This is a genomic window from Nocardioides marmotae (assembly GCF_013177455.1).
Classification (GTDB): domain Bacteria; phylum Actinomycetota; class Actinomycetes; order Propionibacteriales; family Nocardioidaceae; genus Nocardioides; species Nocardioides marmotae.
Genome location: NZ_CP053660.1, coordinates 851,595 through 868,498, shown reverse-complemented (window position 1 = coordinate 868,498; position 16,904 = coordinate 851,595). Strand labels below are relative to the sequence as shown.

Here is a 16,904-nt window from a genome sequence, read left to right as displayed (position 1 = left end):
GGGATCAGGCGTCGTGCTCGGCGTGCGGCGCCCGGTCCCGCCTGCTGCGGCGGGTGCGGCGGGTGCGGCGGGTGCGCCGGCTGCGGCGGGGTCGGGTGCGCTGCGACCCGTCGGGGCGGGTGCGCAGCGGCCCGACGAGCCGGGGGCCGGCCAGCCGGCTCTCGAGCCGGGCCGCCTCGCGCCTGACCGGCTGGGCGACGTACTCACCGAGGATCACGCCGGCCGAGAGCGCCATCGCGACCGAGCCGGCCGTGACCATCGCCAGCAGCCCGGCGCTGGTCGAGCCGCCGCCCTCGGCGAGCAGGGTGAGCCCGCGGTAGATCGAGAGGCCGGGGAGCATCGGCACGACCGCGGAGACGACCACGACCAGCGGCGGCACGCGCAGCCGGCCACCGACGGTGTAGCCGACCAGGCCGACGAAGAGCGCGGCGAGCGCCACCGACCAGGCCCGCCCGATGCCGGGCACCGACACCGACTGGGTGATCCCCATCGCCACCGCGGCCACCAAGGCGATCGGCGCGAGGCTGCGCCGCGGGGCGTAGGAGGCGTAGGCGAAGGAGCCCGCCGCGATCGCCGAGCCGAGGATCGTCAGGCCGACGCCGGTGAGGCTGCCGCTGCCGGGGTCGAGCTGGGGCACCTCGACGCCGAACGCGTAGGCCAGGCTGATGCCGCCGCTGACCCCGGCGATGATGCCGGCGGTCGCGAGGATCGCCTCGGTGAGCCGGGCGCCCGCGGTGATGTAGAACCCGGTCAAGGCGTCCTGGAGGGCGCCGAAGAAGCCGATCCCCGCCAGCAGCATCACGATGTTCGCGGTCACGACCACCGACGGGTCGAGCGCCAGCGGCGTCGCGGCGACCGCCAGCGCGATCATCGTCGCCACCCCGCCGCCCGCGATCTGCTGGTAGAAAGCCGGGTAGCGACGCCGCGACATCCGCAGCTGGAGCCGGTCGATGGTCATCGCCGCGATCAGCGCGATGAGGACGACCGCCAGGTCACCGCCCAGCTGGAGGCCGACGCCGCCGCACATGAGACCCCAGCCGATGGTGATCGCCCACCGCGGGCGGTCGTGGCCCGAGGAGGTGATCCGCCCCAGCTCGGAGCGGGCCTCCCTGAGGTCGAGGTCCTGGCGCAGCACCGAGCGGACGAGGTGGTCGACCCGGGTGAGGTGGTCGTAGTCGATCGTGCGGTGCTTGACGTAGCGCAGCTGCACGATCGCCGGCTCATCGGCGACCGGCTGGTAGCTCATCGACATCGAGGTGAAGGTGATGTCGACGTCGACGCTGCGCAGGCCCAGGGAGCGCGCGACCGCCTGCATCGTCGCGGTCACGTCGGCGGCACCGGCACCGGAGGCGAGGAGGACCTCGCCGATGCGCAGGCACAGATCGAGGGTCTGGGTCTGGGTCCGGACCGAGGAGACTTCCGACGCCGACATACCTTCGATGCTAGACAGGGCGCATGTCCCCCTCCCCGGCTCCCCCGGCGGGCTCCCGGGTCCTCGTCCGGATGGCCAAGTGGCGCGACCGGCCGCACTGGTCCTTCGCCGCGGTGGCGCTCGGATCCGACGTCCACGGCGACTGGCTGGGCCTCCCCGCGGGCACCTCGATGACCCGTCCGGGGGCCTCCTACGTCGCCCCCACCGACCAGGTCGTGCTGGTCCCGGCGGCCGCCCCCGACGCCGAGCGCGCGTGGGTCACGACCTTCCACGGCGAGGGCGGGCCGCTCCAGGCCTACGTCGACATCACCACCCCGCCGGTGTGGGACGGCGCGACGCTGCACGCGGTCGACCTCGACCTCGACGTGCTGCGCGGGCTGACCGGGCGGGTCTGGGTCGACGACGAGGACGAGTTCGCCGAGCACCGGGTGACCCTGGGCTACCCGCCGGAGCTGTGCGAGCTCGCCGTGGCCTCCTGCGCGCGGGTCCGGGCGATCGTCGAGGCCGGCCAGGCGCCGTACGACGGCAGCGCCCGCGCCTGGCTCGCCCGGCTCTAGCCCGCCCCTGCCCGACCCGGCCCGGACCGCGGACGCGGCCGGATCCCCCGGATGTGCTTCGCTGGGGCCGTGCGGATCGACTTCAAGCCCTCGGCCGAGCCCACGCTCGGCGTCGAGTGGGAGCTCGCGCTGGTCGACCGCGGCTCCCGCGACCTGGCCAACGCCGCCTCGGAGCTCCTGGGGGCCGCCCAGGCCCGGCTGCCCGACCCCGGCCAGCTGCACAAGGAGCTGCTGCGCAACACCATCGAGGTCGTCACCGGCGTCTGCCACACCGTCGGCGAGGCCGTCGAGGAGCTGCGTCGCGCCCTCGAGGTCGTGGTGCCGGTCGCCGACGAGCTCGGCGTCGACCTGTACGGCGGCGGGACGCACCCGTTCGCGTCGTGGACCGCGCAGCAGCTGACCGAGGGCCACCGCTACGAGGAGCTGATCAACCGCACCCAGTGGTGGGGGCGGCAGATGCTCATCTGGGGCGTGCACGTCCACGTCGGGCTGCCCGAGCAGAGCCGGGTGATGCCGGTGCTGTCCTCGCTGCTCAACCACTACCCGCACCTGCAGGCGCTCTCGGCGTCCTCGCCGATCTGGGCGGGGGTGGACACCGGGTACGCCTCGAACCGCGCCTTGATGTTCCAGCAGCTCCCCACCGCCGGACTGCCGTTCCAGTTCCAGACCTGGGCGGAGTTCGAGTCCTTCGCCTCCGACCAGCTGCGCACCGGCGTGATCGACGACCTCAGCGAGATCCGGTGGGACGTGCGGCCCGCTGCCCACCTGGGCACGCTGGAGAACCGGGTCTGCGACGGCATCTCCTCCTTCGACGACCTCGCCGCGATCGTCGCCCTGTGCCACTGCCTGGTGGTCGACCTCGACACCCGCGCCGCGGCCGGGGAGCGGCTGCCGACGATGCCGCCCTGGCACGTGCAGGAGAACAAGTGGCGCGCCGCCCGCTACGGCCTCGACGCGATCGTGATCCTCGACGCCGAGGGGGACGAGCGGCTGGTCACCGACGACCTCGCCGACCTGCTGGTCCGGCTCGAGCCGACCGCCGAGCGGCTCGGCTGCGCCGCCGAGCTGGCCTCCGTGGCCGACATCCCGCGCCGCGGCGCCTCCTACCAGCGCCAGCGCGCGGTCGCCGAGGAGTCCTCGGGGGACCTCGTCGCGGTCGTGGACTCCGTCGTCACCGAGCTGCGTGACGGCCTCGGGCGCTAGCCAGGTCCGCCGGCCAGGACCCCGTCAGGAGCCGGTCAGGAGCCGTCGGCGGGCGGCACCATCTCCAGCCGTACGCCGAGCAGCCGGACCGGCCGATCCCGCTCGACCCGGTCCAGCAGCCCGGCCGCGGCGTCGGCGAGGGCCGCGGGGTCGGCGGTCGGCGCCGGCAGCGTGAAGCTGCGGGTCACCGTGGTGAACGGCCGGTAGCGCACCTTCAGCCCCACCCGGGCCGCCGGCCTGCCCTCGGCCGCGATGTCGGCGCTCGCGGCCCGGGCGAGCCGGCGGACGGCCGCCTCGACCTCGGCCCAGTCCTCCAGGTCGGCCTGGAAGGTCTCCTCCCGCCCGTGCCCACGGGGGACGTACGGCGTCGGGTCGACCGGGCTGGTGTCCACGCCGCGCCCCAGCCGGCGGTACCACGGCCCCATCGTCGGCCCGAGCTCGGCGGCCAGCGCGCCCGCGTCGGCGGCCGCCAGCTCCGCGACGGTCTCGATGCCGAGCTCCGCCAGCTTCTTCGCGGTCCGGCGGCCCACGCCCCACAGCGCGTCGGTCGGCCGGTCGCCCATCACCTCGAACCAGGTCTCCTCGGTCAGCCGGAAGGTCCCCCGCGGCTTGCCGAGGTCGGTCGCGATCTTCGCCCGCAGCTTGTTGTCGCCGATCCCCACCGAGCAGTGCAGGCCGGTCGCCTCCAGCACCGCCGCCCGCACCTGCTGGGCCAGCTCCTCCGGCCCGGTGCTGGTGGGGGTCCCTCCCCCCACCCCCTCCACGCCGCGGTCGGTGTCCGAGACGGCGGCCGGGTCGACCGCGAGGAACGCCTCGTCCCAGCCGAGCACCTCCACCACCACCGGAGCGCCGTCCCAGGTGACGGCGCGCAGGGTCGCCATCACCTCCGCCGAGGCCGCGTCGTACGCCGGCTTGTCGACCGGCAGGAACACCGCCTCCGGGCACTTCCGCGCCGCCACCCGCAGCGGCATGCCCGAGCCGACGCCGTGCGCCCGCGCCTCGTACGACGCCGTGGACACCACCCCGCGCTCGGTCGGGTCGCCGCGGCCGCCGACGACCACGGGCCGACCGGCGAGCTCGGGGCGACGCAGCACCTCCACCGCCGCGATGAACTGGTCCAGGTCGACGTGGAGCACCCACCCCGACCGCGGGTCGCGGGCCCCGGTCATCGCGGTGGGGGCGGCAGGGCGTTGGTGGACTCCATCTGGTCCATGCCGGTGATGAGCAGCAGGTCGACCACCACCGACCGCAGCTGCACCAGCACCACCTCGGCGTTCATCTCCGTGGCCCGCTCGACCCGGCCCGAGGCGTCGCCGACCGCCAGCAGCACGGAGCGTGCCGCCTCCGGGGTCCGGTCCGCCTCGAGCTCGTCGGCCACCCGGTCGGCGGCGTCGGCGACGTCGCGGGCCAGCAGGGCGTAGGAGGAGGGCACGGGCCGCCGGTGGTAGGCCAGCACCGCCACCTGCCGCACCAGCACCCGGGTGCTGCGCAGGGCGCGGTCCAGCGGCTCGACCAGCTCGCTCATCCGGCGCAGGCCGGCGCGGTGCCGGACCCGGAACGGCGAGGACGCCACGACCGAGCGGCCCTCCTCGGCGGCGGCCTGGAGCTCGCGGATCAACCGGTCGGTCGAGCGCGCGTCGGACAGCAGCGCGAGGCCCTGCTCCGAGGCCCCCTCATCCATCACCTGGGCCGCCGCGCGGGTCAGCTCTGCGATCTTGCGGACCACCAATCCCGCCTGCTCCCGGGGCCGGCGCAGCGGCGCCGACGGCACCACCGTGGCCGCCACGAGGGCGACGGCGCCGCCGATCAGCGCGTCGGTCCAGCGGACCAGGCCCACCCCCGGGTCGGGGACCAGCGTGGACACGACGATCGACTGCACCGCTGCCTGGGTCACCACCAGCTGACCCCCGTCGAGGAGGAAGGCCGTCGACATCGCCAGCGTCACCACGAGCACCAGCTGCCACGCGCCCGTGCCGATCTGGAGGGTGAGCAGGTCCCCGACCAGGACGCCGACGGCCACGCCGACGGTGACCTCCGCGACCCGGCGCAGGCGCTGGCCGTAGGACGTGCCCAGGCTCACCACCGCGGCGACCGGCGCGAAGAACGGGGTCGGGTGGCCGAGGAGGTCGGCGGCGACGAACCAGGCGACCCCGGCCGCGATCGCGCACTGCCCGATCTGCCAGCGCTTGGCCGAGAGCCGGGCCAGCCGCGCACGCACCGAGGTGCGGCTCCGGGTCCGGAGTCGGTCGACCGGCCCGGGTTCGTGCATGCCGCCGATCGTGCCAGACCGCGACACGCCCCGCCCGTGCGCGCCGGGCCCCGGCCGCCGCCCCCGTCCCTCCCCGGGCCGCGGGCCTCAGGACCCCTCGGCCTGCGACCGGGCGTAGTTGATCGCCCGCTTGATCTCGGCCAGGTCGCGGTACCAGGTCCGCACCTCGCTGCGGCAGCGGACGCGGGCCACCTCGGTGTCGTACTCGTTGCACTCCGCCCGCGCCTCGGAGTCGGTCGGCGGGAACTGCTCGGAGCCGTCGTAGCGCCGGATCTCGAAGCCGTTCGCCTTGTCCCCCGTCACGCTGACGATGGTGCTCGGCAGCGGCTTGTAGGTCTTGTCGGCCTCCGGTCCCAGCGCCGCGCCCGTCCCCGCGGCCGCCAGCGCCGCCCCGCCGGCGAACCCGCCGAGCACCAGCCCGGCCACCACCCCGGCGACCGCCCCGGCAGCCGTCCTGCCCGTCGTACCCGTCGTGTTCTGCTTGCCCATGTCTGTCTCCCGAGCTCAGGCACCGGCGAGTTCCGGTGCGAGCAGGACGCTAGGAGCGCCGAGGGACGGTCCGGCCGGCCTCGGGCCCGGGCTGTGGAGACCGACGCCGGGCGGCGACCTGTGCACGCGAGCCGGGCCGCGGCCAGACGTGGACGACCGCTCTTGTGGCAACCGTCACGGAGGGACACACTCGCCCCTGACCGCCGCGCCGGCACGCCGGCACCCTCGCGACGAAAGGCCCTCCGTGGTCACTCCGATCGACCCCACCTCGCTGGCGTTCCTCATGGCCGAGAACCGCAGCATGCCGATGCACGTCGGCGGTCTCCAGCTCTTCGAGAACCCGGTGGACGCCGGCCCGCACTACACCCGGCAGATGTATGAGTGCATGCGCGACATCGACGAGATGTCGCCGTTGTTCCTCAAGCACCCGCACCGCTCCCTGCGCACCGCGGGGCAGCTGGTGTGGACGCAGGACGAGCACTTCGACATCGACCACCACGTCCGGCACAGCGCGCTCCCCTATCCCGGCCGGATCCGCGAGCTGCTCGACCTGTGCGGCCGGCTCCACGCGACCCGCCTCGCCCACGAGCGCCCGCTGTGGGAGGCGCACGTCATCGAGGGGCTCCGCGACGGCCGGGTGGCGCTCTACACCAAGGTCCACCACGCGCTCGTGGACGGCGTCTCCGCGATGCGGCTGATCCAGAGCGTGCTGAGCGAGGACCCCGACGAGCGCGGCATGCGCGCCCCCTGGGACGCCCACCCCCGCGCCGGCACCGATGCGCGCACGCGGGACCGCTCGGTCGACCTCGCCGAGATCCCGGTGCAGGCGCTGCGGAGCGCGGTCGGTCTCACCGCCGAGGCGGCCGGCCTGCCGGCGGCCCTGGTCCGCACCCTCACCAAGGGCCTGCGCAACGAGACCTCCGCGCTCTCGCTCTACGCGCCGCGCACCATGTTCAACCAGCGGATCACCGGCTCGCGGCGCTTCGCCGCCCAGGACTGGCCCATCTCGCGGCTGCGCGCGGTCGGCGCGGCGACCGGCACGACCCTCAACGACGTGGTCCTCGCGATGTGCAGCGGCGCGCTGCGGGCCTACCTGCGCGAGCTCGACGCGCTGCCACCCTCCTCCCTCGTCGCGATGGTGCCGGTCGGCCTCAACGCCAAGCAGTCGCAGATCGCCAATCCCGACGGCGGCAACGCGGTCGGCGCGGTGATGGTCCAGCTCGCCACCAACCACGACGACCCCGCGCGCCGCCTCGACCTCATCCACACCTCGATGCGCGACGGCAAGCAGGCGCTCTCGTCGATGACGCCGATGCAGATCGTCGCGATGAGCGCGCTCGGGCAGGCGCCGGCCATCCTCACCCCGGCGCTGCGGATGCAGGGGCTGGTCCGGCCGCCGTACAACGTGATCATCAGCAACGTCCCCGGCCCGCGCTCGCCGCGCTACTGGAACGGCGCGCGCCTCGACGGCACCTACCCGCTCTCGATCCCCATCGACGGGATGGCCCTCAACATCACGTGCACGTCGTACGACGACAAGCTGGCCTTCGGCGTGACCGGCTGCCGCCGCACCGTCCCGCACCTCCAGCGACTGCTCGTCCACCTCGACGACGAGGTCGCCGCGCTGGAGAAGGCCGCGGGGGTCGCCTGAGCGGCCCCCCCAGGTCAGCCCACCAGGTCAGCCCACCAGGTCAGCCGGCCGGTCGGCGGACGGCTCCCAGCCCACCCGCTCCTCCAGGCCCCCGCCGAGCAGGCGGTCGACGGCGCGCAGCCGGGCGCGGGTGATGTCGGCGACGGTGAGCAGCCCGGCGGCGTGGGCGTTGGAGCCCGGCCGGGTCGGCTCGGCGGAGTTGACCGAGACGCAGGTCCGGGCGCCGCCGTCGGCGGCGTTGGCCAGCGCGACCGCGTGGCCGGTGGTGCCGCTGCCGGCGAAGGGGTCCAGGACGACGGCGTCGGGCGGCATGGTGCCGAGCACGCGGCGGACCAGCCCGGTCGGCTTGGGTGACTCGAAGACGTGCCCGACGAGGTCCTTGAGCTCGGCGACGGCGGTGTCGGTGGAGCCGATCTCCTCGGCCAGCCAGATGGTGGGCAGCTTCTTGCGGCGGCCGCCCTCCCGGTCGAGCCAGTCGCGCTGGAAGACGTCGACCCGCTCGCCGGCGCGACCCCGGACCACCCGGCAGACCAGGTCGCCGGGGCGCTCCTCGATGAGCGGGCGGCTCCACCGCCACACCGCCGGGCGCCCGTCGCCGAAGACCGGCGTGACCTCGACGGCGCCGGGGAAGGGCGCGGTCGCGACCCGCCCGCCCTCCGGGTCGCCCCACAGGGGGAAGTGCAGCGTCGGGGAGGTGATCGGGTTGAACTTCTTGTTGGTGTTGCGCAGCGGCAGGTGCCGGTGGCGCCGGCCGGTCGCCTCGTCGAGGAGCGGGAAGTCGCGCTCGTCGACGGTCTCGGCGCTGCTGGCGTCCAGGACGGTCCGGCGGGCGTCGCGGGCGTAGACGAGGAGGTACTCGTGGCTCGTCGCGAACCCGCGGCCCAGCTGCCGGCCCTTGGGGTTGAGGTTGACCACGACCTGGGCGAGGAAGTTCTGCTCCCCCATCACCTCGTCCAGCAGCAGCCGCAGCCGCGCCGCCTCGTTGTCGTCGATGCTGACGAACAGCGCCCCCGTCTCGCGCAGCAGGTCGCGGCAGGCCTCGAGGCGCGGCGCCATCATCGCCGCCCAGGCCTCGTGCCGGCTGCCGGGCCGGCCGCCGGCGTCGCGGAAGTCGTCGCGGTAGGCGAAGTCGTGCCCGGTGTTGTACGGCGGGTCGGTGCACACCAGGTCGACCTGCTCACCGGCGGCCGCCATCGCCCGCATCACGGCGAGGTTGTCGCCCTCGACGAAGGTGTTCCACGGCCGCACCCGCCCGACCCTAGGTCCGGCGGGGTGTGGTTGGGGGGAGCCCTGCCGGGACACGATGGGTTCGTGGACCACCGGGAGCGGCGCCGGCACGGCCCGGCACTGCCGGGCCTCCTCGTCGCGTGCGTGCTCGCCGGGCTGGTCCTGCTGCGCGACCCCGGCGCGAGCGGCGACCGGCTGCGCGAGCTGTTCGGCACCCAGGAGCGCCGCGCGGAGGTCGTCGCCCTGCCGGCCGGCGCCGGTGAGTACGAGTTCGCCGCGACCCAGCCCGGCTCCGAGGAGCCGGTCAGCTGGAACCCCTGCCGCGACATCGAGTACGTCGTCAACCCGGCCGGCGCCCCCGCGCACTGGCCGCAGCTGGTCGAGCGCAGCATCGCGACCCTGTCCGAGGCGACCGGCTTCCGCTTCGTCTACGGCGGGGAGACCGACGACCGCAACTTCACCTCCCGGATCGGCGCCCTGGGGCGCTCGGCGCCGGTGCTCATCGGGTGGGCGGACGCCGAGGAGGTCGAGGAGCTCGCCGGGGACGTCGCGGGCGTGGGCGGCGCGGCGTACCTGGAGTCCACGGGCCGGTGGACCTACACCACCGGCATGGTCGTCCTCGACACCGACGTCTTCGTCGACCTGCCCCCGGGGTCCGACCCGCGGGAGCTCGACCTGCAGGCCGCGATCCTCGACCACGAGCTCGGCCACGTCGTGGGGCTCGGGCACGTCGACAGCCGCGAGGAGCTGATGTACGCCGACAACGTCGGCCGCACCTCCTTCGGCACCGGCGACCTCCAGGGCCTCGCCCTGCTCGGCGCCGCCCCCTGCTCCTGACGCACCGCACCCCACCGCCCACCGACCGGCCGTGACCCGGCGGGCCCATCGAGCGTTGACGAGGCGCCGCACCCCTCCGACCCGCCGCCGACCGACAGGGCTCCCATGCGCCGTACCGCCGTCACCCTCGCCGCATCCCTCGCCGCCTCCCTCGCCCTGCTGGCCGGCGGGGTCGCCGTCGCCCCGACCGCCCCGGCGGCGAGCACCCCAGCGGCGGCCGCCGCCCCGGCCGGGGGCGGGGTGACCGCCCGCGACGCGTGCCTGGCGAGCGTGCCCGATCCGGGCGGGACGGCCCCGGTCGAGATCTGCTACACGATCTTCAAGCCGGCGCGCGCCTCCGCCCGGCGCCCGGTCCCGATGGTGATGCACAGCCACGGCTGGGGCGGCCAGCGGGCCGAGCAGGCGGAGGTACAGGCCTACCTCGACGCCGGCTACGGCGTGCTCACCTTCGACCAGCGCGGCTTCGGGGAGTCCGGTGGCCACGCCCACGTCGAGAACCCCGCCCTCGAGGGCCGCGACGTCCGCGCCCTGGTCGGCGTCGTCGCCCGACTGCCGTGGGTGCGCCAGGACGGCCCCGGCGACCCCCGGCTCGGCGCGGTCGGCGGCAGCTACGGCGGTGGCTACCAGTACCTCGGTGCCTTCGAGCTGCTCCGCACCCGCGGCACCCCGGTCTTCGACGCCCTCGTCCCGCAGATCACCTGGCACGACCTGAGCCAGAGCCTGGCCCCGAACGGTGTCGTGCGCACCGAGTGGGCGCTCGCGCTCAGCGCCGCGTCCCTGCTCAGCGACGCGCTTCCGCCGACGGTCTACAAGGCGCTGATCGAGGGCGCGGCGCTCGGCGTGTGGCCCGACGGCTCGATCCCGGGCACCGAGGACATGGTGCGGTTCTTCCGCAAGAACGGTCCGAAGTGGCACGTCGACCGCGGACGCCGCCTCGACATCCCGATGCTGCTGGGCCAGGGCACCACCGACGGCCTCTTCCCGCTCGAGCAGGGCTTCCGGAACTGGCGCAGCGCGATGACCGCCCGCGCCCGCGAGCGCAGCATCTTCGTCGGCTACAACGGCGGCCACGTCCTGCCCGCGATCCTCCCGGCCGGCACGAGCGCCGACACCGACCCGTGCAGCCGCAAGCTCGCCGGCGGCGACTTCGAGAAGCTCTCCGTCCGCTTCCTCGACCACGTCCTCCGGGGCCGGCCCACCTCGCTGCGCGGCTTCGGGCGGATGCACCTGGCCACTCCCGGCGACCGCTGCACGACGATCACCTCCCCCGCCGCGAACACCACCCGGAAGGTCGGCACCGTCGCCACCCTCACCGGCGTCGGCACCCCGCTGTCCTACCCGGTCGCCGCCGGCCCGATCCGCGTCGCCGGCACGCCGTACCTCACCGGCCAGATGACCGCCCTCGGCGTGCAGAACCGCGCCTTCTACGGCCTCGCCGTCGGCACCAGCCCACTGGACGCCCGCCTGGTGCAGAACAACGTGCTGCCCATCGACGAGCCGGCCCCCGTCCTCGGGGAGCGCCGTCGCGTCGCGCTGCCGTCGGTGGCCGTCGACGTGCCGAAGGGGCAGAACCTCTACCTCATGGTCACGCCGGTCTCCGACACCTTCCTCGTCATGGGGTCGCGACTGCCCGGGGTGGTCACGATCGAGGACACAGTCGTCCATCTCCCGGTGGTCGGCCGGTGATCGGCCTAGCCTTGCGCGGGTGCGCGCCCGACTCTCCCTGACCGCCGGCGCCCTGGCCGCTGCCCTCAGCCTGGTGACCGCGGCCGCCGCGGCCGGCCCCGGGAGCGCCCCCGACCACGCCCGCAACGACCTCCCCAGCGACCTCCGCCGCGACCCCGGGAGTACGCCGGGCAGCGGGCCGGACCTCCGCGCCGAGCGCGGCCCCGCGCACACCTCCGACGGCCAGCCGGGCCTGCTGGCGCCGGTCCTCCCGCGGCTGCTCCGGCAGGGCGCCGCCACCAGCACCGACCCGGTCCGCTCGACGGTCTCGCCCGGCGTGACGCTCACCCGCTGGGACGAGGCCGACCCGCGCGGAGCGCAACGGTTCTCGCTGCTGACCGTCGACCCGTCGGTCCCCGGCGTCTCCCTCGACTACGCCGGCCCGCGGCGGGTCTCCGGCACCGCCACCCTCCCGACCCTGCTCTCCCCGGCGTACAACGGTCCCGGCACCGTCGCCGGGGTCAACGGCGACTTTTTCGACATCGGCGACACCGGCGCTCCGCTCGGCACCGGCCGCGACGTCGAGCGCGGCGTGCTCCACGCCCGGCTGTCCGGCTGGACCTCCTCCTTCGCCGTCGACCGGCAGGGCCGGCCCTGGATCGGCGAGGTGCCGCTGCGGGCGAGCGTCAAGCAACGCCCCGGCCTGCGGATCACCAACCTCAACTCGCCGTTCGTGGAGCCCGGCGGGATCGGGATCTACACCGCCGCGTGGGGCACCACCTCGGGCTACCGGGTCACCAGCGGGCAGAAGCGCGGGGTGCGGATGGTGCTGGTGCGCGGCGGCAAGGTCGTGCGCACCCGGGCGAAGCTCCCCAGCGGCCAGCCGATCCGCGGCGTGCTGCTCGTCGGGCGCGGCCCGGGAGCCAAGGCGCTCGGCACGCTGCGCAAGGGGGCCCGGCTCGACGTGACGTGGGGGCTCCAGGGCGGGCCGCGGATGGCGATCAGCGGCAACAAGGTGCTCATCCGCGAGGGCCTGGTGGAGGTGGTCGACGACCGGGTGATGCACCCGCGGACCGCGATCGGCATCGACCGCGACACCGGCGAGGTGCTGGTCCTGGTCGTCGATGGGCGCTGGACGTGGAGCCGCGGCGCGACGATGGTCGAGCTCGCCGCGACGATGGCCGACCTCGGTGCCGACGAGGCGCTCAACCTCGACGGCGGCGGCTCGACGACGATGATCACCCGCGGCGCCGACGGTCGCCTCGGCGTGGTCAACGCCCCCTCCGACGGCAGCCTGCGCAAGGTCGCCAACGGCCTCCAGGTGCGCTACCGCCCGCCGGGCGGCTGAGCCCCCGCCTGACCCCCGGGCTGCCGCGCCGGGCGACGGGCCGTCGGGAGACCGGTCAGGCGACGGCGAGCGCGACGGTGGTGACCGGCGCGCGGCACTCCTCGGAGGACTTCGGCACGTCGGTCTGGATGGCGTTGCCGCGCAGCGTGGCCGAGGTCGGCGACTCGCAGCCCACCGCCACGACCTGCGCGAGGATGCCCTGCTCCTCCCCGAGCACCACCTGGCCCACCCGGGTGCGGACCTGCTCGGCGAAGGCGGGGTCGAACTGCTCGAGGAAGGCCTCGAGGTCCGCCTCCTCGGTCACCGGGACGGCCTCGGCGGTGACGATCCCGCCGACGTCGGTGCCGCGCACCAGCTTGATCTCGACGCTCTCGACGCCGTCGGCGTCGAGGGGGTCGACCGTCTCCTGCGTGGGGCTGGGAATGCCGGCGACGGCGCTCTCCGACGGATCGCCGTCGGCCTCCCCGCAGGCGGCGGTCGAGCCCACGGCGAGGGCGAGGACGGCGGACAGGGCGAGGGTTCCGAGATGACGTCGCATACCGCTGGGACGGTACCCGCGCCGCGGGCGTTCCACCCGCCGCTGGCATGCTCGGGGCGTGCCCTCGTCCTTCACCCGCGCGGAGCTGGAGTCCTTCCGCGACCGGGAGGTGCCCGACCTGCTGCCCGGGCCGGAGGGCCCGGAGCTGCGGCTGCTCTTCGTCGGGATCAACCCCGGCCTGTGGACCGCGGCCACCCAGACCCACTTCGCCCACCCCGGCAACCGCTTCTACCCCGCGCTGCTGGCGGCCGGCATCGTCGAGCGCCGCATCGACCCCGCCGCGGGGATGACCGACGAGGACCGCGAGCACCTGCGCTCCCGCGGCATCGGGATCACCAACGTCGTCCGCCGCGCGACCGCGAAGGCCTCCGAGCTCTCCGCCGAGGAGTACCGCGCCGGCGGGCTCGCGCTCGTCGAGACCGTCCGCCGCACCCGCCCGCACGTGGTCGCCGTCGCCGGCATCACGGCGTACCGCGCCGCCTTCTCCCTGCCCAAGGCGGTCCCCGGCCGGCAGCCCGAGCCGCTGGCCGGCGCGGAGCTGTGGGTCGTGCCGAACCCCAGCGGCCTCAACGCCCACGAGACCGTCGCCTCGCTCGCCGAGGCGTACGCCGCCCCCGCACGCGCCGCGGGCATCCTCCCGGAGCGCTGACCCCGGCTCAGCCCTGCGGGTCGGGGAAGGGCTGGTCCTTGCCGAGGACCACGAGCCCGTCCTCGACGTGGAAGCCGCGGGCGCGGTCCTCCTCGTGGTCGACGCCGACCCGCGCGCCGGCCGGGACGACCACGTTCTTGTCCAGGATCGCGTTGTGCACCACCGCGCCCGGCCCGATCCGCACGCCCTGCATCAGCACCGACCCCTCGACCACCGCCCCGGCGGCCACGCCGACGGCCGGGGAGATCACCGAGCGGAGGACCGTGCCGCCACTGACGACCGAGCCGGGTGAGAGGACCGCCTCGTCGACGCGGGCCGGTGCGCCGTCGGCGCCCTGGACGACCTTGGCCGGAGGCTGCGGACCGTACGAGGTGTAGATCGGCCAGTCGAAGTTGTAGAGGTTGAAGACCGGGAGCGGCGAGACGACGTCCATGTGCGCGGCGTAGAAGGTGCCGATGGTGCCGACGTCGCGCCAGTAGCCGCGGTCGCGGTCGGTGGCGCCCGGCACGACGTTGTCGCGGTAGTCGTAGACCGCGGCCTGGGAGCGCCGGACGAACGCCGGGACGATGTCGGCGCCCATGTCGTGCTTGGAGCCGGTGGTGGTGGCGTCGCGGGTCACGGCCTCCACGAGCGCGTCGGCCTCGAAGACGTAGTTGCCCATCGAGGCCAGCACCTCGTGCGGGCTGTCGGGCAGGCCGACCGGGTCGGCCGGCTTCTCCAGGAAGTCGCGGATGCGGGTGGGGTCCTCGGGGTGCACGTCGATGACGCCGAACTGGTCGGCGATCCCGATCGGCTGCCGGATGGCCGCGACCGTGCACGCCGCACCGCTCTCGCAGTGCTGGGCGACCATCTGGGCGAAGTCCATCCGGTAGACGTGGTCGGCGCCCACCACCACGACGGTGTCGGGCCGCTCGTCGCGGATCAGGTTGAGCGACTGGAAGATCGCATCGCCGCTGCCGAGATACCAGTGCTTGCCGAGCCGCTGCTGCGCCGGCACCGGGGTGACGTAGTTGCCGAGCATCGTCGACATCCGCCAGGTCTGCGAGATGTGCCGGTCGAGGCTGTGGGACTTGTACTGCGTCAGCACCACGACCTTGAGGTAGCCGGAGTTGACGACGTTGGAGAGCGCGAAGTCGATGAGCCGGTAGATCCCGGCGAACGGCACGGCCGGCTTGGCGCGGTCGGCCGTCAGCGGCATCAGCCGCTTGCCCTCCCCGCCCGCGAGCACGATGGCCAGGACCTTCTTGCGTGACGTGGCGCGCATGCGGCGAGCGTAGACCCCCGCAGTAGGTTCGAGCCCGTGCGAGTCGATGTGCTGACCAAGGAGTACCCGCCCGAGATCTACGGTGGGGCCGGCGTGCACGTCGCCGAGCTCGTCCGGGCGCTGCGCCGCCGCGAGGACCTGACCACCCGGGTCCGCGCCTTCGGCGCGCCGCGGGAGGAGCCGGGGACCTCCTCGTACGCCGAGCCGGCCGAGCTCACCGGGGCCAACCCGGCACTGCGCACGCTCGGGGTCGACCTCGCCATGGCCGACGCCTGCGCGGGGGCCGACCTGGTGCACTCCCACACCTGGTACGCCAACCTCGCCGGTCACCTCGCCGGCCTGCTGCACGGCGTCCCGCACGTCGTCACCGCCCACTCGCTGGAGCCGCTGCGGCCGTGGAAGGCCGAGCAGCTCGGCGGCGGGTACGCCGTGTCGGGCTGGGCCGAGCGGACGGCCTACGAGGCGGCTGCCGCGGTCGTCGCGGTCTCCCACGCCATGCGCGACGACGTGCTGGCGGCGTACCCCGCCGTGGACCCGGCCCGCGTCCACGTCGTCCACAACGGCATCGACACCGACCTGTGGTCGCCGGTCACCGACCCCGACCGGGTCCGCGGCCACGGCCTCGACCCGGACCGGCCCTCGGTGGTCTTCGTCGGGCGGATCACCCGGCAGAAGGGGCTGCCGTGGTTCCTGCGCGCCGTCGCCGCGCTGCCGCCCGAGGTGCAGGTGGTGCTGTGCGCCGGCGCGCCGGACACCCCCGAGATCGAGGCCGAGGTCGTCGCGCTGGTCGCCGAGCTGCAGGCGACCCGCACCGGCGTGGTGTGGATCCGCGACATGCTGCCCCGCGCCGACGTGGTCGCGCTGCTGTCGGCGGCCACGGTCTTCGCCTGCCCGTCGGTCTACGAGCCGCTCGGCATCGTCAACCTCGAGGCGATGGCGTGCGAGACCGCCGTCGTCGCCACCGCCACCGGCGGCATCCCCGAGGTCGTGGTCGACGGGGAGACCGGCCTGCTGGTGCCGATCGAGCAGGCCACCGACGGCACGGGCACGCCCGTGGACCCCGACCGGTACGTCGCGGACCTCGCGGCCGCGCTGACCGAGCTCGCCACCGACCCCGCCCGCGCCGCCGAGATGGGCCGCGCGGGCCGCGTGCGGGCCCGGTCGGCCTTCGACTGGGACACCATCGCCGAGCGCACGGTCGAGGTCTACCGCTCCGTCATCTGAGCCGTCTCCTGGCCACCTGTCGTCCACAGGTGCGCGCCTCGGCGTGCTCCTCCCCAGGCGACGGTCACGGGCGAGCACGCCCGGGGCGATCGGCGCAGGCTCGCGCCATGACCTTCGCACCCGTGATCGAGACCCAGACCGACGTCGAGCGAGCCTGGCGCGCGCTGATGCGCCCGCTCGGCTGGACGCGCGCGAGCACCTGGCTGATGTTCGTCGGCCCCGACGGCCGGCCCTTCGCCCACCTGACGGAGATCGACGACTGCGAGGGGCCGCCGCCCGCCGACGTGGCCGCTCAGCTGGGCCGGCTGCTCGGCCACCTGCGCGACGGGCCGCTCCCGGCCGGCGTCCGGGTCGCCTTCCTCCGCTCCCGGCCCGGCGTGCACGGCATCGAGGACGACGACCGCGCCTGGGCCGCGACCCTCTACGCCGCCGCCCGCACCGCCGGCATGCCCGCCGAGGTCGTGCACCTGGCGACCGACGAGGACGTGGTCGCGGTCCCCATGGAGGAGGCGACCCTTCCCGCGACCACCTAGGAGTGGCTACGGTCCGCC

Annotated in this window: 16 protein-coding genes; 9 read left to right on the top strand and 7 right to left on the bottom strand. The window is 74.9% G+C overall.

Going from position 1 to position 16,904, the window contains the following annotated elements; translation table 11 throughout:
* Positions 1-4: 4 nt before the first annotated feature.
* Positions 5-1,432 carry a threonine/serine exporter family protein gene (locus tag HPC71_RS04105; RefSeq protein ID WP_154613826.1) on the bottom strand — a complete coding sequence of 476 codons (1,428 nt, stop codon included), beginning with the start codon at positions 1,430-1,432 and terminating at the stop codon, positions 5-7.
* 23 nt (positions 1,433-1,455) lie between these two features.
* Here HPC71_RS04105 and HPC71_RS04100 point away from each other — a divergent pair, with 23 nt between their 5' ends.
* Entirely contained in the window at positions 1,456-1,989 is a 534-nt protein-coding gene (locus tag HPC71_RS04100; RefSeq protein ID WP_154613825.1) for a DUF402 domain-containing protein, read from the top strand.
* A gap of 69 nt (positions 1,990-2,058) precedes the next feature.
* Positions 2,059-3,192 carry a glutamate--cysteine ligase gene (locus tag HPC71_RS04095; RefSeq protein WP_216656540.1) on the top strand — a complete coding sequence of 378 codons (1,134 nt, stop codon included), beginning with the start codon at positions 2,059-2,061 and terminating at the stop codon, positions 3,190-3,192.
* A gap of 35 nt (positions 3,193-3,227) precedes the next feature.
* Here HPC71_RS04095 and HPC71_RS04090 read toward each other — a convergent pair whose 3' ends face one another.
* The 3 genes from HPC71_RS04090 to HPC71_RS04080 form a co-directional block, all read right to left on the bottom strand.
* Entirely contained in the window at positions 3,228-4,361 is a 1,134-nt protein-coding gene (locus tag HPC71_RS04090; protein WP_154613823.1) for a DNA polymerase IV, read from the bottom strand.
* On the bottom strand, positions 4,358-5,461 hold the full coding sequence (locus HPC71_RS04085) for an FUSC family protein (RefSeq protein ID WP_154613822.1): 1,104 nt from the start codon (positions 5,459-5,461) through the stop codon (positions 4,358-4,360). Before HPC71_RS04085 ends, HPC71_RS04090 begins: the two co-directional genes overlap by 4 nt.
* A gap of 87 nt (positions 5,462-5,548) precedes the next feature.
* Positions 5,549-5,950, bottom strand: coding sequence for a hypothetical protein (locus HPC71_RS04080; RefSeq protein WP_154613821.1), 402 nt, complete (start codon positions 5,948-5,950; stop codon positions 5,549-5,551).
* A gap of 244 nt (positions 5,951-6,194) precedes the next feature.
* On the opposite strand from HPC71_RS04080, the gene HPC71_RS04075 reads away from it, so the two are divergent.
* Positions 6,195-7,601 carry a WS/DGAT/MGAT family O-acyltransferase gene (locus HPC71_RS04075; protein ID WP_216656539.1) on the top strand — a complete coding sequence of 469 codons (1,407 nt, stop codon included), beginning with the start codon at positions 6,195-6,197 and terminating at the stop codon, positions 7,599-7,601.
* A gap of 27 nt (positions 7,602-7,628) precedes the next feature.
* On the opposite strand, the gene HPC71_RS04070 is transcribed toward HPC71_RS04075, so the two are convergent.
* A complete protein-coding gene (locus HPC71_RS04070) occupies positions 7,629-8,849 on the bottom strand; it encodes a site-specific DNA-methyltransferase (protein ID WP_253943889.1) in 1,221 nt (406 codons plus the stop codon).
* 63 nt (positions 8,850-8,912) lie between these two features.
* On the opposite strand from HPC71_RS04070, the gene HPC71_RS04065 reads away from it, so the two are divergent.
* The 3 genes from HPC71_RS04065 (at position 8,913) to HPC71_RS04055 (ending at position 12,678) form a co-directional block, all read left to right on the top strand.
* Complete coding sequence (locus tag HPC71_RS04065) at positions 8,913-9,665, top strand: matrixin family metalloprotease (protein WP_154613819.1); 753 nt, start codon at positions 8,913-8,915, stop codon at positions 9,663-9,665.
* Positions 9,666-9,770: 105 nt separating this feature from the next.
* Complete coding sequence (locus HPC71_RS04060) at positions 9,771-11,351, top strand: alpha/beta fold hydrolase (protein WP_154613818.1); 1,581 nt, start codon at positions 9,771-9,773, stop codon at positions 11,349-11,351.
* 19 nt (positions 11,352-11,370) lie between these two features.
* On the top strand, positions 11,371-12,678 hold the full coding sequence (locus HPC71_RS04055) for a phosphodiester glycosidase family protein (protein ID WP_154613817.1): 1,308 nt from the start codon (positions 11,371-11,373) through the stop codon (positions 12,676-12,678).
* 55 nt (positions 12,679-12,733) lie between these two features.
* On the opposite strand, the gene HPC71_RS04050 is transcribed toward HPC71_RS04055, so the two are convergent.
* Complete coding sequence (locus tag HPC71_RS04050; RefSeq protein WP_154613816.1) at positions 12,734-13,216, bottom strand: hypothetical protein; 483 nt, start codon at positions 13,214-13,216, stop codon at positions 12,734-12,736.
* Between the two features lie 58 nt (positions 13,217-13,274).
* Between HPC71_RS04050 and HPC71_RS04045 the strand changes: the two genes are divergently transcribed.
* Entirely contained in the window at positions 13,275-13,865 is a 591-nt protein-coding gene (locus tag HPC71_RS04045) for a mismatch-specific DNA-glycosylase (protein ID WP_171896135.1), read from the top strand.
* Positions 13,866-13,872: 7 nt separating this feature from the next.
* Here the strand turns inward: HPC71_RS04045 and HPC71_RS04040 are convergent, their stop codons facing one another.
* Complete coding sequence (locus HPC71_RS04040; RefSeq protein ID WP_154613814.1) at positions 13,873-15,129, bottom strand: glucose-1-phosphate adenylyltransferase; 1,257 nt, start codon at positions 15,127-15,129, stop codon at positions 13,873-13,875.
* A 36-nt stretch (positions 15,130-15,165) separates the two neighbouring features.
* On the opposite strand from HPC71_RS04040, the gene glgA reads away from it, so the two are divergent.
* Both glgA and HPC71_RS04030 read left to right on the top strand, forming a co-directional pair.
* A complete protein-coding gene (gene glgA, locus HPC71_RS04035) occupies positions 15,166-16,353 on the top strand; it encodes a glycogen synthase (protein WP_171896133.1) in 1,188 nt (395 codons plus the stop codon).
* A gap of 107 nt (positions 16,354-16,460) precedes the next feature.
* Positions 16,461-16,886: a hypothetical protein gene (locus tag HPC71_RS04030; protein ID WP_154613813.1), complete on the top strand. Its 426-nt coding sequence runs from the start codon at positions 16,461-16,463 to the stop codon at positions 16,884-16,886.
* Positions 16,887-16,904 lie beyond the last annotated feature (18 nt).

What these genes read in the sequence shown, in the direction of transcription:
- HPC71_RS04105 (WP_154613826.1), bottom strand. Translation starts at nt 1,432, where the DNA reads ATGTCGGCGTCGGAAGTCTCCTCGGTCCGGACCCAGACCCAGACCCTC.
- HPC71_RS04100 (WP_154613825.1), top strand. Translation starts at nt 1,456, where the DNA reads ATGTCCCCCTCCCCGGCTCCCCCGGCGGGCTCCCGGGTCCTCGTCCGG.
- HPC71_RS04090 (WP_154613823.1), bottom strand. Translation starts at nt 4,361, where the DNA reads ATGACCGGGGCCCGCGACCCGCGGTCGGGGTGGGTGCTCCACGTCGAC.
- HPC71_RS04085 (WP_154613822.1), bottom strand. Translation starts at nt 5,461, where the DNA reads ATGCACGAACCCGGGCCGGTCGACCGACTCCGGACCCGGAGCCGCACC.
- HPC71_RS04080 (WP_154613821.1), bottom strand. Translation starts at nt 5,950, where the DNA reads ATGGGCAAGCAGAACACGACGGGTACGACGGGCAGGACGGCTGCCGGG.
- HPC71_RS04060 (WP_154613818.1), top strand. Translation starts at nt 9,771, where the DNA reads ATGCGCCGTACCGCCGTCACCCTCGCCGCATCCCTCGCCGCCTCCCTC.
- HPC71_RS04050 (WP_154613816.1), bottom strand. Translation starts at nt 13,216, where the DNA reads ATGCGACGTCATCTCGGAACCCTCGCCCTGTCCGCCGTCCTCGCCCTC.
- HPC71_RS04040 (WP_154613814.1), bottom strand. Translation starts at nt 15,129, where the DNA reads ATGCGCGCCACGTCACGCAAGAAGGTCCTGGCCATCGTGCTCGCGGGC.
- HPC71_RS04030 (WP_154613813.1), top strand. Translation starts at nt 16,461, where the DNA reads ATGACCTTCGCACCCGTGATCGAGACCCAGACCGACGTCGAGCGAGCC.